Annotated in this window: 14 protein-coding genes; 5 read left to right on the forward strand and 9 right to left on the reverse strand. The window is 69.3% G+C overall.

The features are described 5' to 3' along the window. Positions 1–90: 90 nt before the first annotated feature. Entirely contained in the window at positions 91–870 is a 780-nt protein-coding gene (locus ACT6XY_RS07650; RefSeq protein WP_444747741.1) for a WecB/TagA/CpsF family glycosyltransferase, read from the forward strand. A 72-nt stretch (positions 871–942) separates the two neighbouring features. Further along, a complete protein-coding gene (locus ACT6XY_RS07655) occupies positions 943–2,121 on the forward strand; it encodes a hypothetical protein (protein ID WP_444747742.1) in 1,179 nt (392 codons plus the stop codon). Between the two features lie 34 nt (positions 2,122–2,155). Here the strand turns inward: ACT6XY_RS07655 and ACT6XY_RS07660 are convergent, their stop codons facing one another. Both ACT6XY_RS07660 and ACT6XY_RS07665 read right to left on the reverse strand, forming a co-directional pair. Further along, a complete protein-coding gene (locus ACT6XY_RS07660) occupies positions 2,156–3,583 on the reverse strand; it encodes a lipopolysaccharide biosynthesis protein (protein WP_444747743.1) in 1,428 nt (475 codons plus the stop codon). Further along, positions 3,583–4,680, reverse strand: a complete 1,098-nt coding sequence (locus ACT6XY_RS07665; RefSeq protein ID WP_444747744.1) for an endo-1,4-beta-xylanase — start codon at positions 4,678–4,680, stop codon at positions 3,583–3,585. Before ACT6XY_RS07665 ends, ACT6XY_RS07660 begins: the two co-directional genes overlap by 1 nt. Positions 4,681–4,866: 186 nt before the next feature. Between ACT6XY_RS07665 and ACT6XY_RS07670 the strand changes: the two genes are divergently transcribed. Beyond that, complete coding sequence (locus tag ACT6XY_RS07670) at positions 4,867–5,841, forward strand: quinone oxidoreductase family protein (protein WP_444747789.1); 975 nt, start codon at positions 4,867–4,869, stop codon at positions 5,839–5,841. A gap of 71 nt (positions 5,842–5,912) precedes the next feature. Here the strand turns inward: ACT6XY_RS07670 and ACT6XY_RS07675 are convergent, their stop codons facing one another. From ACT6XY_RS07675 to ACT6XY_RS07685, 3 genes are all read right to left on the reverse strand, one after another. Continuing rightward, entirely contained in the window at positions 5,913–7,427 is a 1,515-nt protein-coding gene (locus tag ACT6XY_RS07675; RefSeq protein WP_444747745.1) for a TMEM43 family protein, read from the reverse strand. Positions 7,428–7,519: 92 nt separating this feature from the next. Continuing rightward, positions 7,520–8,239 (reverse strand): response regulator, encoded by a 720-nt coding sequence (locus ACT6XY_RS07680; protein ID WP_444747746.1) that lies wholly within the window; start codon positions 8,237–8,239, stop codon positions 7,520–7,522. A gap of 4 nt (positions 8,240–8,243) precedes the next feature. Continuing rightward, positions 8,244–8,801: a MarR family winged helix-turn-helix transcriptional regulator gene (locus ACT6XY_RS07685; RefSeq protein ID WP_444747747.1), complete on the reverse strand. Its 558-nt coding sequence runs from the start codon at positions 8,799–8,801 to the stop codon at positions 8,244–8,246. A 190-nt stretch (positions 8,802–8,991) separates the two neighbouring features. On the opposite strand from ACT6XY_RS07685, the gene ACT6XY_RS07690 reads away from it, so the two are divergent. Both ACT6XY_RS07690 and ACT6XY_RS07695 read left to right on the forward strand, forming a co-directional pair. Beyond that, positions 8,992–9,879, forward strand: a complete 888-nt coding sequence (locus ACT6XY_RS07690) for a branched-chain amino acid aminotransferase (protein ID WP_444747748.1) — start codon at positions 8,992–8,994, stop codon at positions 9,877–9,879. A gap of 184 nt (positions 9,880–10,063) precedes the next feature. Then, positions 10,064–11,098 (forward strand): amino acid ABC transporter substrate-binding protein, encoded by a 1,035-nt coding sequence (locus tag ACT6XY_RS07695; protein WP_444747749.1) that lies wholly within the window; start codon positions 10,064–10,066, stop codon positions 11,096–11,098. 22 nt (positions 11,099–11,120) lie between these two features. On the opposite strand, the gene ACT6XY_RS07700 is transcribed toward ACT6XY_RS07695, so the two are convergent. From ACT6XY_RS07700 to ACT6XY_RS07715, 4 genes are all read right to left on the reverse strand, one after another. Then, the gene (locus ACT6XY_RS07700; protein ID WP_444747750.1) at positions 11,121–11,477 is read right to left on the reverse strand and encodes a tRNA-binding protein; all 357 of its coding nucleotides are present in this window, start codon (positions 11,475–11,477) and stop codon (positions 11,121–11,123) included. 86 nt (positions 11,478–11,563) lie between these two features. Further along, positions 11,564–12,313: a TetR/AcrR family transcriptional regulator gene (locus ACT6XY_RS07705; protein WP_444747751.1), complete on the reverse strand. Its 750-nt coding sequence runs from the start codon at positions 12,311–12,313 to the stop codon at positions 11,564–11,566. A 50-nt stretch (positions 12,314–12,363) separates the two neighbouring features. Continuing rightward, complete coding sequence (proC, locus tag ACT6XY_RS07710) at positions 12,364–13,206, reverse strand: pyrroline-5-carboxylate reductase (RefSeq protein WP_444747752.1); 843 nt, start codon at positions 13,204–13,206, stop codon at positions 12,364–12,366. Between the two features lie 53 nt (positions 13,207–13,259). Continuing rightward, complete coding sequence (locus ACT6XY_RS07715; RefSeq protein WP_444747753.1) at positions 13,260–13,763, reverse strand: YbjN domain-containing protein; 504 nt, start codon at positions 13,761–13,763, stop codon at positions 13,260–13,262. Between the last annotated feature and the right edge of the window lie 245 nt (positions 13,764–14,008).

Genomic DNA, 14,008 nt, shown 5'->3' on the forward strand with positions numbered 1-14,008 from the left:
GCTGGGCCGTCGGCGGGCCGCGCCCGGCGACCGCCCCCGCGACGCGCCAGATCGCCAGCCGCCCGCCACTCGCCCGCCTGGTGCACTGACATGAGCGAGGCTTTCGATGCGGCCTTCGCCGCCATCCCCAAAGTGACGGTGGGCGGGCTGCCCATCGCCGTGCTCGACCGCGCAGAAACCGCCGACTGGATGATCCGGGCGGCGCGTGAACGGCAGCGGGGCCGGCCACCGCTCTATCTCACCTCGGCCAATGGCGAAGTCCTGGCACGGGTCGCGGCCGAGCCGGAGCTGGCCGCCCTCGTGCGGTCCGCAGACCAGATCGTCGCCGACGGCCAGCCGCTGGTCGTCGCCTCGCGGCTGAGGTGTCGCACGCCCCTGCCGGAGCGGGTCGCGACCACCGACCTCTTCCACGACGTCGCCCGCAGGGCGGAGCAGACCGGCACGACCTTCTACCTCTACGGCGCCACGGCGGAAGAAAACGCCCGTGCCGTCGCCAACGTCCGGCGCGCCTATCCGCGCCTCGTCATCGCCGGCCACAGCCACGGCTTCCTCGCCGGCGCAGCGCTGGAGGCGAAGATCGCCGAGATCGACGCCCTCGCTCCCGACATCCTCTGGCTCGCCATGGGCGTGCCGCACGAGCAGCGCTTCGTCGCCCGCCACGGCGACCGACTGACCCATGTCGGCATGATCAAGACGTCCGGCGGCCTGTTCAATTTCCTCTCCGGTACCAACAGGCGCGCGCCCACGTGGATGCAGCGCGCCTCTCTGGAGTGGGCCTACCGCATCTGGCTGGAGCCGCGCCGCCTGTTCTGGCGCTACGCGGTGACCAATCCGAAGGCCATCTACCTGATGGCCCGGCGATCGGCCTGACCCATGGGCGCACCCGGTTTGACAGCTCCCTTCGAGGCCCCTCATGGTCCCGCCCCCGCCGGGACCCGCACAGTGACGCCGAAGCAAGCCGACATCGCCATCGTCAGCCCCTCCCCGACCCTGCTGACGGATTTCAGCACGGCGCGCCGGCTCTCCGTGCGCCCCATGGAGGGACGTGAGGACGACTACGACCAGAAGTTCGACGCCGAGACGCTGTTCTTCGACGCCTTCATCGGTATCCGCGGCCGCATCGTCCTCGTCGGCCCGCCCTTCCTCAACCTGAAGGCGGCGTTCGAGGCGGCGACCATCGAGGCGAGGCCCTCGGGACGGACCTGTCCCTTCGAGCTGCGCGAGCTCGACCGTCACGGCCAGATCCATGTCGACGCGCCCGACGGCACCGAGACCCTCGTGGTCACCTCGGCGCTCGGACGTGTCGAGGTCGCGGTACAGCCGAGCGAGGTCGATATCTTCGCCGGCCGCAGGGTCATCTTCACCCAGTCGCGCAACAACGATCTCGCCTGGATCCAGGACTGGGTGCGCTATGCGCGCGACGCCCACGGCGCCGACGCCGTGCTGATCTACGACAACGCCTCGACCCGCTACGACGCCGCCGCCATCGCGGAGGCCCTCTCTGCCGTCTCCGGCATCGCCGCGGCGCGGGTGGTCGAGTGGCCGTTCAAGTATGGGCCGCAGGGGCTGGACGCGCGCCGCTTCTGGGATTCCGACTTCTGCCAGCACGGCGCCTGGGAACATGCGCGGCGCCGCTTCCTCGAGGCCGCGCGCTCCGTCCAGAACGCAGACGTGGACGAGCTCGTCGTCTCGACCGGCGGCCAGAGCGTTTTCGCCGCGGCCGAGGCCGACCCGTTCGGCATCCTGCGCTATCGCGGGCGCTGGGTGGTGGGAACCGGCGAACGGGCCGATGGTCCGGTGCGGCACGCCGACTTCGACACGGTGCAGCGCGAGAAGATCGCGCGGCGCTTCGGCGTGCTCCCCATGAACGTTCTCGCCTGCCCGCCGAAATGGACGCTGGTGCCCTGGCGCTGCCCCGACCGGGCGCAGTGGCGGGTTCACACGGTCGGACACTGGCCGGCTGCCCTCCGCACGACGTCGGATTTCGGCTACCGGCACTTCCGCGAGATCAACGACAACTGGAAGTACCAGCGCACCAGCGCCGACCGGTTCGATCCTGCCATCCATGAGATCGACGCGCCCCTGAAGGCGCAGCTCGCCCGCGTCGACTGGTCCGCCTGACGCTGCGGTCCCCGCAGCCGTCCATCCGTTCCGATCAGGACGCCCCGCCGCTCCAGCCCACCCGCTGCATCATCGCCGAACGGACGCCCGCGATGTCGAGGGCGAGTGCCGCGGCGGCATAGGTGACGATGCCGGTAACGACGGCGGTCGCGAAGACGGCGATGTCACCCGTTGCACCGGTCCGGGCGACCAGGGCGGTGGGCGCCGCCATGATGAGCACGGCAGCCACGACCTTGACGAGGGGCCGCCAGGCGAAGGGCAAGGGATGGGCCCACCGCGACAGCACATAGCCGGCGACGACGCCCGCCGCCTCCGCGATGACCAGCGACCAGGCCGCCCCCTTGAGGCCGAAGGGCGGCACGAGCAGGGCCATGGCCACCACGTTGACGACGAGGCTCGATAGGCCATGCGCCACCATAAGGAAGGGCTTCTTGGCGAGGTGGAAGCTGATCTGGACGAACTGCTGGGAGACCGTCTGGAACAGCCAGGAGAAGACGAGGATCGGGATGAGAAGCGCCGCCGTGTCGCGAAATTCCGGGCCGAGGATCAAGGCGGCGAAATGCGGCGCGACGATCGCCAGACCCACGACGGCGGGCATGACGACGGCGAGGAGAAGCTCGCCGCTGCGCGTCAGATGGATGTCCGCCGCGGCGGCTCCCTCCTCTGCCAGGGCGCGGATAGCCAGCGGCACCACCGCGGCGGCCACGGACAGTGCGGGGAACAGGATGATCTGCCGGACGAGATCGGCCGCCGCGCCATAGACGCCCGCGGCGGCGTCGCCCAGCAGGGCGGCGACGAGCAGCCGGTCGAGCGCGGCGTGAAGGGCGAAGACACCGCCCGACAGGGCCATGGGCACGCCGAAGCCGAGCATCGTCCGGAACGTGACGGCGTCGAAGGGCTTTCTCGGGCCCTTCCAGATGACGGGAGAAAAGGCGAGTGCCGCGATCACATAGGCGCCGGCGACGCCGGCGACGAGGCCGAAGCCGCCCCACCCCGCGTGAACGAGAGCAAAGGAAATCCCGATGGCCGCGAAGGCGCGCACCACGGTGGCGCGCATGTACGTGGTCGACTGCAGGCGAGCCCTGAGGATCTCCTGGCCGAGCTCGAAGAGGCCGAGCGCCGCGGCCAGGACGAGGGCTGCGAGGGCCTTGTCGAGCGGCACGGCGAGCGCCCAGACCGTGACGCCGAGGGCGAGCGGCAGGGTCGCGACGGACAGCGCATAGGCGGCGAGCGCCGTCAGGCGGATATCCGTCGCCTCGCCCTCCGACTCGAAGCGCAGCACCGACAGGCGGACCCAGGTGAAGAGCAGCGAGGAGACGATGCCGGCAACCGAGAGCGCCACGACATAGACGCCGTATTCGGCCGGCGTGAGCAGCCGCGTGAACAGGATCACCGACAGGAATCCGAGCGCCGACGAGGTGCCATGCGCAACCATGTAGGTGGAGGTCTGCCGGATCAGCATCAGCGGCGGTCCCGCAGGAAGTGCGCGATGACCCGCGCCAGGGGCTTCACCCGGTAGCCGGCGTCGAGCGGCAAGGGCCGGTTGGGCAGGCCGTCGGTGCGCCTGAAATAGGTCGGAACCCAGGTGTGCCTGTCGGTGATGCCCCAGGTGAGGATGGAATCGATGGGCGAGCCGGCGCGGACGGCGTCGAGGAACTCGTAGGCCTTCGCGGCGACGAGAATGTCGCGCACGTCGGGCGGGCCGGGCAGCTTGTCGTCGATGACGTCCAGCTCGGTGACGAGCACGGCGAGGCCCATGGCCCGGCACTCCGCGGTGAAGGCGGCGACGCCCTCGCGGTCGATCGCCAGGTCACCGCGCAGGTGGCCCTGCAGGCCGACGGCGTGCAGCGGCACGTTGCGCAGCTTCAGGTCGCGGATGAGACGCAGGAAGGCCTCCCGCCGGCGGCGATAGCGGTCCCCGACGAATTCCACGTCGTATTCGTTGATGACGAGCTGCGCGTCAGGATCGACGCGCGCCGCGGTGCGCAGGGCGAGCGCAAGATGGGCTTCCCCGAGGCGCTGCTGCCAGATGGAGGGGCGAATGTCGGAGCGACTGGCGGGATCGTCGGGGATCGCCTCGTTGATGACGTCCCAGCTCTTGATGCGGCCGCGGTAGCGGCCCATCACCGCCTCGATATGGCCGACGAGCAGCCGCTCGGCGTCCGAGGCGGACGCAATGGTCTTGGTCCAGTCGGGCATGGCGCCGTACCAGACGAGGGTGTGGCCCCGCAGCGTCATGCCGTTGGCGGTGGCGAAGGCCATCTGCTTGTCGGGCGAGTCGTAGACGAACTGCTCGCGGGTCGGCCGGATGTCGAACCATTTGAGGCCGCCCTCGCCGACGATCTGGCGGCAATGGCGGGCGATCGCCGCCCGGAACTCGGGCTCGACGGCGAGTGGCACGTCTCGGACCGCCGCGCCGTAACGCAGGCCCGCCAGGGGCGAGGCCTCGTCGGCGGCGGCAGTGCCAGCCAGCAGAGTCCCCAATGGGGACGCCGAGGCCAGGCCGAATCCGGCGGCGGCCTTCAGGGCGGTCAGGATCGTTTCGCGGCGGGACAGCATGGGGCCTCCTCGACCCGCCCTCGCAAGGGCCGTTCCGGACCCGGCCGAGAACAGTTCGCCGGCAAGGCTGGCAGGTGACGGAAGGGGTTGGAACGCACTACAACGAATCGTAACACGGTGGTGGCGTTGGAACGCATGGATCCGGCTGGCAACGGCGTGATCCGGCAGGACGAAGGGACAGGCGACATGGTGAAGGCGATCCGCATCCACAAGACCGGGGGACCGGATGCGATGGTCTACGAGGACGTGCAGGTGAAGCCGCCCGGTCCGGGCGAGGCCTATATCCGGCAGACCGCCATCGGCGTGAACTTCATCGACGTCTATTACCGCAGCGGGCTCTACAAGTTTCCCTCGCTGCCGCACGGGATCGGCATGGAGGCGGCCGGCGTGGTGGAGGCCATCGGGCCGGGCGTCACCGAAGTCGCCTTCGGCGATAGGGTCGCCTATGCCGGCGGACCGCCCGGCGCCTATGCGGAGAAGCGGATGATCCCGGCGGCGCAGCTCGTCAAGCTGCCCAAGGCGATCGACGACAAGGTGGCCGCCGCCATCATGCTGCAGGGCATGACGGCGCGCTACCTGCTGAAGGAAACCCACCCGGTGAAGAAGGGCGACACGATCCTCGTCCACGCCGCGGCGGGCGGCATGGGGCTCTGGCTCTGTCAGTGGGCGAAGGCGCTCGGCGCCACCGTCATCGGCACCACGTCCAGCGCGGAGAAGGCGGCGCTCGCCAAGAAGAACGGTTGCAAGTTCCCGATCATCTACACCGAGGAGGACTTCGTCGCGCGCGTGATGGAGATCACCGGCGGCAAGGGCGTGCAGGTGGTCTATGACGGCGTCGGCAAGGACACGTTCCTGAAATCGCTCGAATGCCTCGCCGTGCGCGGGCACCTCGTGCTGTTCGGCACTGCGTCCGGCGTTCCGGACCCGGTCTCGCCCGCAGTGCTCTCCGCGAAGTCGGCGACGCTGACCCGGCCCGGGCTCTACCACTACATCGCCACCCGCAAGGACCTCCTGGCCAATGCCAAGGACGTGTTCGACGTGGTGAAGGACGGCACGGTGATCGTCCAGAAGCCGCAGGAATATGCGCTGAAGGACGCCGTCAAGGCGCACAAGGACCTCGCCGGCCGCAAGACGACAGGGTCGATCATCCTCATCCCCTGACGGCAAGGGCCGCCCGATGCACGAACGCCCGGCCGCAAGGACCGGGCGCTCGCCATTTCAGGAAGGCGAGGTCAGCCGCCCTGCCCCGGCCTCAGGCCCGGGGGCACGTTGAGGAAGCCACCCTGCTGCTGCTGCTGCGGCGGCGCCGGCTGCGGCCAGCCCTGCGGGGGATGGCCGGGCTGCGGGGGATAACCGGGCTGCGGAGGATAACCGGCCTGCGGAGGATAGCCGGGCTGCTGCGAGTAAGCGGCCTGCGGAGGATAGCCGGGTTGGGCGGGATAGCCGGCGGGCGCGGCCTCGGCCGGCCAGCCCGCGGGCTGGGGCCCCGCCATCGGGTTCGCGACCATGGGGCCCCCCATCACCTGGCCGCCAGCGGGCGGCGCGGCGGCGCGGCGGCGCTCGCCGAGGAGCTTCAGGCCATAGGCGCCCGCGATCCCCGCTGCGATCAGCGCGATGGACATGACCGGGCGGTGCCAGAACCAGGCAATGGCGAAGGTCGGCAGCGCCACCACCAGGGTCAGCGCCAGGGCGACGATGCCGGCACCGGCCGCCATGGCCGAGCCGAAGAGCGGAATGACGTCGGCCAGGACCACGAAGGGCCGCAGGACGAGGTTGAAGCCGATCCACATGACGATCAGCGCGACCACACGGAGCACCCAGGTCAGGATCCGGTTGGACTCGTGGGCGTGGGCATAGAGCTCCTGCGCCGCCTTGGTCCCGGTCTCGCCGAGGAAGACCTCGCGGCCATTGGAGGCCTGGTAGGGACCGAAGCCCTGCGCGACCTGCTTCGCCACCACGGTCACCGGCCCCTCGGGGAGCACGGTGTAGGAGATGCGGACGTCACCGACGGCCGGGCTGCCTGCGTCGTAGCCGACATAGACGTTGCCGTCGGCGAGGCGCGCCTGGGAGCCGAAGCGCGTCTGGAAGGCGCGCAGCTGGGCGTCGGTCACCTCGAGGCGGCGCTCGGCCGAACTGCCGAACAGGCCGACGACGCGGCTCTCGGCGCGGAAGGCGCCGATGGTGGCGTTGGGCGCTGTCTGGCTGCGGCCGGTCACCGGCATGGCCGGGTTCTCGTGGCCGCCAGGACGGCGGAAGCGGCTCGAATCGATCGGCCTGTCAGACCAGACGCGGGTGTATTCGTACGTCGTGGTGCGCGTCTGCGAGCCGCCGGCATTGCTGCGCGTCTCGGTGCGCTGGTCTTCCTTCCACTGGTACATCTCGACCTTGCGGACCAGGCGCACGGCGTCAGTGGTGATCTGGAAGTCGGCGTCGGTCAGCCGGCCGCCGGAGCGCAGGTCGCCGGAGACGTGGACGAGCTTGCCCTCATTGGCGGGATCGACCCGCGTCGGCGGCACCGTGACGGTGATCCCGGCGCCCTCGTTCAGCGCCCGAGTCGTGCCGATCGCACGTCCCTCGTTCCAGAAGATGCCCCAGATGGTGGCGGCGACCAGGCCGAGCCCGATCAGGATGCCTGTGATCGACTGCCAGAGCCTCTCCAGGAAGCCGACATGTTCGGTCGTCGAGTCGCCCCCGACTTCGCCGCTCTCCGCCGGTCCCGCGCTCCAGCCGTCCTGATCCATGCTCATCCTGATTCCCCCTCACGTAAGGTGAGGGTAATCCGCCACGGCCGTGTTTCAACGCGCCCGCGCAGCCACGCACGACTGTTTCAGGCGCGCAATCAGGGCGTGGCGATAAGCCGGTAGCCGATGCCGCGCACCGTCTGCAGGTGCAAGGGATTGGCGGGGTCGACCTCGATCTTGCGGCGCAGGCGGTTGACCTGGACGTCGACGGTGCGCTCGTTGATGTCGCCGCCGGGCGCCGCGAGGTCGTAGCGCGGCACGGTCTCGCCGGGCTTCACGGAGAGGACGCGCAACATTTCCTTCTCACGGTCGGTGAGGCGCACGACCTCCTCGCCCTTCTTCAGTTCCAGCCGGCTGATGTGGAAGTGGAAGTCGCCGAACTTGACGGCCTCCACCACGGGCTGCGGCGAGGGCATGGCGCGGCGCAGGATGCCGCCGATGCGCAGCAAGAGCTCGCGCGGCTCGAAGGGTTTGGGCAGATAGTCGTCGGCGCCGATCTCGAGGCCTGTCAGGCGGTCGGAGAGGTCGGCCCGGGCGGTGAGCATGAGAATGGGGATGTCGCGCGGTCCCGCGGTGCCCGCGCGGATCGCCTTGGCCAGATCGAAGCCCGTCTCGCCCGGCATCATCACGTCGAGAATCAGGAGGTCGAAAGTCAGGCCGTCGAGCTTCTTGCGCGCCGCGGCGGCGTGGCCGGCGGTGGTGATCCGGTAGCCGTTGTTGGTGAGGTAGCGGGCGAGCGTCTGGCGGATGACGCGGTCGTCGTCGACGATCAGGAGGTGCGGCGCGTCGTCGGCCGGCGGTTTCAACGACGTCGACATCGCGTCAGCGCTCCTTGCCGCGCTGGAGGGCGCGATCGGCCTGGGTGATCATCCGGGTCACGTCCTCGCGCCCTTCCGGATCGATCATCGCATAGAGGAACCGCACCGCCTGGTCGCGGGTGGTGCCGGACTGGGCGATGGCGCGGGCGAAGCGCTCGGTCTGCAGCTTGGCGAGTTCAAGGGCCAGCACCCTGCCCTTCTCCGTCACCGCGAGCAGCCGCTGGCGGCGGTCGACCTGGCCCTCCTTCTGCAGGATGAAGCCCTGCTCGACCAGTTCCTTGAGCACCCGCGCCAGGCTCTGCTTGGTGATCTTCAGGATGTCGAGGAGGTCGGCCACCCGGATCTCCGGATGGCGGAAGACGAAATGCAGCACGCGGTGATGGGCGCGGCCGAACTGATAGCGCTCCAGAACGTGGTCCGGATCGCCGACGAAGTCGCGATAGGCGAAGAACATCAGCTCGATGAGTTCATAGGCGGGGTCGCGGCCGGTCGGCTCCGCACCCGCCGCCGCGGTGCCGGACGTGGTGCGGCGCTGGGCCGGAGAGACATTTATGTCAGCCATGTTGACATATTCGATGCCGATTGTTACTCATCTGCCCGCATTCACGAAACGATCGTACCCAAAGGCTGCTCACCCCGTCGGGAATCGCCGCTCAGCGCCGGCTCTCGCATGACAAGGTTAGCCGGACCCGGCCCAGTTCGCAAAACGCGATGTGGACGCCCGAGAAGCCCGGAGAGTACAGGAGGAAGACATGTCTCTGGTCCCGTTCCACGACCGCGATGGCTTTATCTGGATGGACGGCAAGCTCGTCCCCTGGCGCGACGCGCAGGTGCACGTGCTCACCCACGGCCTGCACTACGCTTCGGCGGTGTTCGAGGGCGAGCGGGCCTATGGCGGCGCCATCTACAAGTGCACCGAGCATTCGGCCCGCCTGCGCAAGTCGGCCGAGCTCCTCGACTTCGAGATCCCCTTCTCGGTGGCCGAGATCGACGCGGCGAAGATGGCGACGCTGAAGGCCAACGGCCAGACCGATGCCTATGTGCGCCCCGTCGCCTGGCGCGGCTCGGAAATGATGGGCGTCTCGGCCCAGCACAACAAGATCCACCTCGCCATCGCCACCTGGGAATGGCCGAGCTATTTCGATCCGGCGACCAAGATGAAGGGCATCCGCCTCGACATCGCCGAGTATCGTCGCCCCGATCCGGCGACCGCGCCCTCGACCTCGAAGGCGGCGGGTCTGTACATGATCTGCACCATCTCCAAGCACAAGGCGGAGAAGAAGGGCTATGCCGACGCCCTGATGTTCGACTGGCAGGGCCGGGTCGCCGAGTGCACAGGCGCCAACGTCTTCTTCATCAAGGACGGCCAGGTGCACACGCCCATCGCCGACTGCTTCCTCGACGGCATCACGCGGCGCACCGTCATCGACCTCTGCCGCAAGCGCGGCTTCGAGGTGATCGAGCGCCGGATCATGCCGGAGGAGCTGTCGAGCTTCAACGAGTGCTTCATCACCGGCACGGCCGCCGAGGTGACGCCGGTCTCCGAGATCGGCCCCTACCGCTACACGCCGGGCAACATGTCGAAGACGATCATGGACGACTACACGGTCGAGGTGACGCCGAAGGCCGCCGCCGCCTGAGCCGCACCGCCCTCACCGACTGCCGCGAAGGCCGGGCTCGCCCCGGCCTTCTTGCTTTCCGGATCGGTGATGCGCCCGACCTGTCGCTTTCCGCCGGGTCCCTGCTAGGCTGCTCAGGAGCGGCGTCCGTACGGATGGCGGGCGTCGCAACCAGACAACATCCAGAGCGGAAAGCACCACCACCATGAAACGGATCGTCTCGTCCCTCGCGCTCGCCGCTGCTCTCGGCATGGGAGCGGCCAGCGGCACGGCGCTCGCCCAGAGCGGCGGCGCAACGCTGCGCAACATCCAGAGCGCCGGCGCGGTCAAATGCGGCGTCAGCCCCAGCCTCGCAGGTTTCTCGCAACCCGACAGCGCCGGCACGTGGACCGGGCTCGACGTCGACCTCTGCCGCGCTGTGGCCGCCGCCATCTTCAACGACCCGACCAAGGTGCGGTTCTCGCCGCTCTCGGCGAAGGACCGCTTCACGGCGCTGCAGTCGGGGGAGGTCGACCTCCTGTCCCGCGTCACCACCTGGACGCTGCAGCGCGACACGGCGCTCGGCCTGAACTTCGCCGGCGTGAACTACTATGACGGCCAGGGCTTCATGGTGCGCAAGTCGCTCAACGTGAAGACGGCGCGCGAACTCTCCGGTGCCTCGGTCTGCGTGCAGACGGGAACCACGACCGAGCTGAACGTCGCCGACTATTTCCGCACCAACGGGATGCGCTACGAGCCGGTCGTGTTCGCCACCGCCGACGAGACGCTGAAAGCCTATGAATCGGGCCGCTGCGACGTCTTCACCACCGACGCGTCGGGCGTCTATTCGCAGCGCCTCAGCCTCGCCAAGCCCGACGACCACCTCGTCCTGCCGGACATCATCTCGAAGGAGCCGCTCGGGCCGGTCGTGCGCCACGGCGACGACCAGTGGTTCGACATCGTCAAGTGGACCCACTTCGCCATGGTCACCGCCGAGGAGCTCGGCATCAACCGCGGCAATCTCGACCAGATGCTGCAGTCGACCAATCCGGAGATCCGGCGCGTGCTCGGCGTCGAGGGCAATGGCGGCGAGGCCCTGGGCCTGACCAAGGACTGGGTCGTGCGCATCGTCCGCCACGTCGGCAACTATGGCGAGAGCTTCGACCGCAACCTCGGCGCCGGCTCGCGCCTCGGCATCGCCCGCGGGCTGAACGGCCTGTGGAACGCCGGCGGCCTGCAATACGCGCCGCCCATCCGCTGAACCGCGCGGACGGCGGGCGCCTTCAGAAGAGGCGCCCGCCGATCGGCACCTGATGGCCCGGGCCGATCAGCACGACCTCGCCGTCGGCGTCGGGGACGCCGAGGGTGAGCACCTCCGACATGAACTTGCCGATCTGCCGCGGCGGGAAGTTGACCACCGCCAGCACCTGTCGGCCGACGAGTGCGGCCGGCTCGTAGTGGCGGGTGATCTGGGCCGATGACTTCTTCCGGCCGATCGTCCCCCCGAAGTCGATGACGAGCTTGATGGCGGGCTTGCGCGCTTCCGGAAACGGCTGGGCCTCGACGATCTCGCCGACGCGGATGTCGACCTTCAGAAAATCGTCGTAACCGATGATCGGGCTGGGCTCGGCTGGCAGCATGACGCACTCGCGCTCAGGAAAAAGGCCGGGACGGGACCCGGCCTTTCTCGCCTATCGGCGCGTGAGGTCAAGCGGTCTGCCGATCCTCAGACCGGGGTGACCTTGGGGTCGCGGAAATCATCCCCCCGCCAGCCGCGCTGCGGCGCGTCGCGGTCCTCCGCGTCCGGGCCCCAGGAGGATGACCGGCGACGCCACCCGAACGGGGCGCACAAGAGGCTCTTCAGCGGTGCGGTGAGCTGCTCGACCGATTTCAGGGTCTTTGCCGCACGGCCGGCCTTGGCGAGTTCCTCGTCCAGCACCCGCATGGTGCGGGCGAGCGCGGGATCATCGTCGTCGAGCCAGGCACGCACCACCTTGGCGAAGGCTATGGCGAGCCCCTGGGCGCGGATCATGCCGCCGGCGCCAGGGACCTCGACGCCGGCTGCCGCCAGCATCCAGCGCTGCGACCGCCGCGCCACGCCGTTGAGCGCGATGGCGAGGCCCGGATCGCGCATGGCGGCACGCGACAGGTTGCGGATGGCGGGCTTGTGGGGCGCGAGGAGGTCGAGCCGCCGCATCAGCACGTCGAAGAGCTTCTCCTTCGTGTCCTGGTCGGCGAGATCGGCGTCGATGCCGTCGAGAACCGCCTTGTCGATGCCGGCGACGAAGGCGTCGACGATGGCGAAGCGCGACTCGAAGAGTGCGCGAATGTCGCCGAGGGAGACGCCTGACCGCATGGCGATGTCGGACAGCGTCACCGCCTCGAAGTCGCGTTCGGCCAGCAGGGCCATGAAGGCCGCGACCACGGCCTCGCGGCGGCCGGTGGTTGAGGTGGTGGTCTCGGTCGCATCGGTCATGGCCGTCTCCATCGGTGGAATGCCCCGCCCCGAGAGATAGGTCGTTCCGCTCAGCCCGCCAGTTCCCGCGAGCGTTTCGTCGCAGCCGCGATGGCGGCGACGAAGGCGGAGTCGATCCCGTCCGCTCCCATCAGCACCTGAAGCGCCGCGTGGGTGGTGCCATTGGGCGAGGTGACGTTCTGCCGGAGCGTCGCCGGCTCGACGTCGGGCGAGCGATACATGAGTTCGCCGGCCCCCTCGACGGTGGCGCGGGCGAGGCGCGCGGCGAGGTCTGCCGGCAGGCCGGCGGCGGCCCCCGCCCTGGCCAGCACCTCGGCGAGGAGGAAGACATAGGCCGGGCCGGAGCCGGAGACGGCGGTGACGATGTCGATCCAGTTCTCCTGGAACAGCCACTCGACCCGGCCGACGGCGGAGAGCAGGGTTTCCACCGCGGCACGCTGGGCCGGGGAGACGTGATCGTTGCCGGCGGCGCCCGTGATGCCGCGGCCGACGGCCGCGGGCGTGTTGGGGATGGTGCGGACGACGGCCGTCCCGGCGCCGAAGATTTCCTCCAGCCGGGCGATGGTCTTGCCGGCCATGACGGAGACGACGACCGTGCGCGGACCGACGAGGTGGCGCACGAGCGGCATGACGTCCTCGGCGATCTGCGGCTTGACGGCGAGGATCAGCACGTCGGCGACGGCGGGCGCAGGCGGATCAAGGGCGATGCCGTGCGCGTCGATGATCGCTTGGACATTGGCCGGCGGGCGCGGGTCGACCACGGTGATGCGGGCCGGCGCGAGCCCGTGGCCGAGCCAGCCGCGCAGCAGTGCCCCGCCCATCTGGCCGGCGCCGACCAGCACGACGTGTCCGGCGAAGGCGGCGAGGGATCGGGGGGCGGTGGCGTCGGTCATGGCGTCCTCGGGAAGCTGGGTGCCCCCACGGATAGCCGCACCGCCCTGCCCTGTCACGCCTCTCCGGCGGTCTCGAACAGCGCCGAATCCATCGCCTCACGCGCCGACTTGCCGGCCCAGACGACGAACTGGAAGGCCTGGTAGTAGCGGTCGCAGGCTTCCATGGCCGCGTCGAGCTGGGCCTCGCACTGGCGGCCGGAGGCCTCCGCCCCACCGGCGAGCAGCAGGGCGTGGCGGAACATCACCACGCCTTCCTGCGGCCAGAGGTCGAAATGGCCGAGCCAGAGCTGCTCGTTGATGAGCTGAATGAGCTCCTTGACCTCCGACCTCCGGCGGTCGGGCACCTTCAGGTCGAAGGCGCAGGCCAGATGCAGCGACTCGATGTCGTCCATCCAGGTGAAGGAGGCGTGGTAGTCGGACCACCGGCCGGTGACGGAGAGGGTGATCTCGTCATCCCCCGAACGGTCGAATGACCACTCGTTGAGAGACGCCAGGTTCTCCACCAGATCGACGGGATTGACCTGCCGGTCCGTGCTTTCAATATCGATCAAGGACATTCCGCCCCCGTGCGGTTCGCTCGGTTGTCGGACAGACGCGACGGGACGCAACTGGACGCGAGACCGGCGGGCGGCAGGCTTTCTGAAGCCGGCTGCAAGCTTTTGATTCGACTGTTCGAATCGATCTCTGACCCAGACCCTAACGCAGGATGGCGGCGCTGCCTACTGACCCCACCAGCGATCTTGGATTCGCGTTCCGGCCGCAATCGCACGGGCCTCCTTATCCACACGGGAAGGGCCGCGGC

Source organism: Phreatobacter sp. (assembly GCF_052440005.1).
Lineage (GTDB): Bacteria > Pseudomonadota > Alphaproteobacteria > Rhizobiales > Phreatobacteraceae > Phreatobacter.

Coding starts and splice junctions, on each gene's coding strand:
- ACT6XY_RS07665 (WP_444747744.1), bottom strand. CDS start 4,680: ATGCTGTCCCGCCGCGAAACGATCCTGACCGCCCTGAAGGCCGCCGCC.
- ACT6XY_RS07700 (WP_444747750.1), bottom strand. CDS start 11,477: ATGCTGCCAGCCGAGCCCAGCCCGATCATCGGTTACGACGATTTTCTG.
- ACT6XY_RS07690 (WP_444747748.1), top strand. CDS start 8,992: ATGTCTCTGGTCCCGTTCCACGACCGCGATGGCTTTATCTGGATGGAC.
- ACT6XY_RS07685 (WP_444747747.1), bottom strand. CDS start 8,801: ATGGCTGACATAAATGTCTCTCCGGCCCAGCGCCGCACCACGTCCGGC.
- ACT6XY_RS07660 (WP_444747743.1), bottom strand. CDS start 3,583: ATGCTGATCCGGCAGACCTCCACCTACATGGTTGCGCATGGCACCTCG.
- ACT6XY_RS07715 (WP_444747753.1), bottom strand. CDS start 13,763: ATGTCCTTGATCGATATTGAAAGCACGGACCGGCAGGTCAATCCCGTC.
- proC (WP_444747752.1), bottom strand. CDS start 13,206: ATGACCGACGCCACCGCCCCCCGATCCCTCGCCGCCTTCGCCGGACAC.
- ACT6XY_RS07670 (WP_444747789.1), top strand. CDS start 4,867: ATGGTGAAGGCGATCCGCATCCACAAGACCGGGGGACCGGATGCGATG.
- ACT6XY_RS07695 (WP_444747749.1), top strand. CDS start 10,064: ATGAAACGGATCGTCTCGTCCCTCGCGCTCGCCGCTGCTCTCGGCATG.
- ACT6XY_RS07675 (WP_444747745.1), bottom strand. CDS start 7,427: ATGAGCATGGATCAGGACGGCTGGAGCGCGGGACCGGCGGAGAGCGGC.
- ACT6XY_RS07680 (WP_444747746.1), bottom strand. CDS start 8,239: ATGTCGACGTCGTTGAAACCGCCGGCCGACGACGCGCCGCACCTCCTG.
- ACT6XY_RS07650 (WP_444747741.1), top strand. CDS start 91: ATGAGCGAGGCTTTCGATGCGGCCTTCGCCGCCATCCCCAAAGTGACG.
- ACT6XY_RS07705 (WP_444747751.1), bottom strand. CDS start 12,313: ATGACCGATGCGACCGAGACCACCACCTCAACCACCGGCCGCCGCGAG.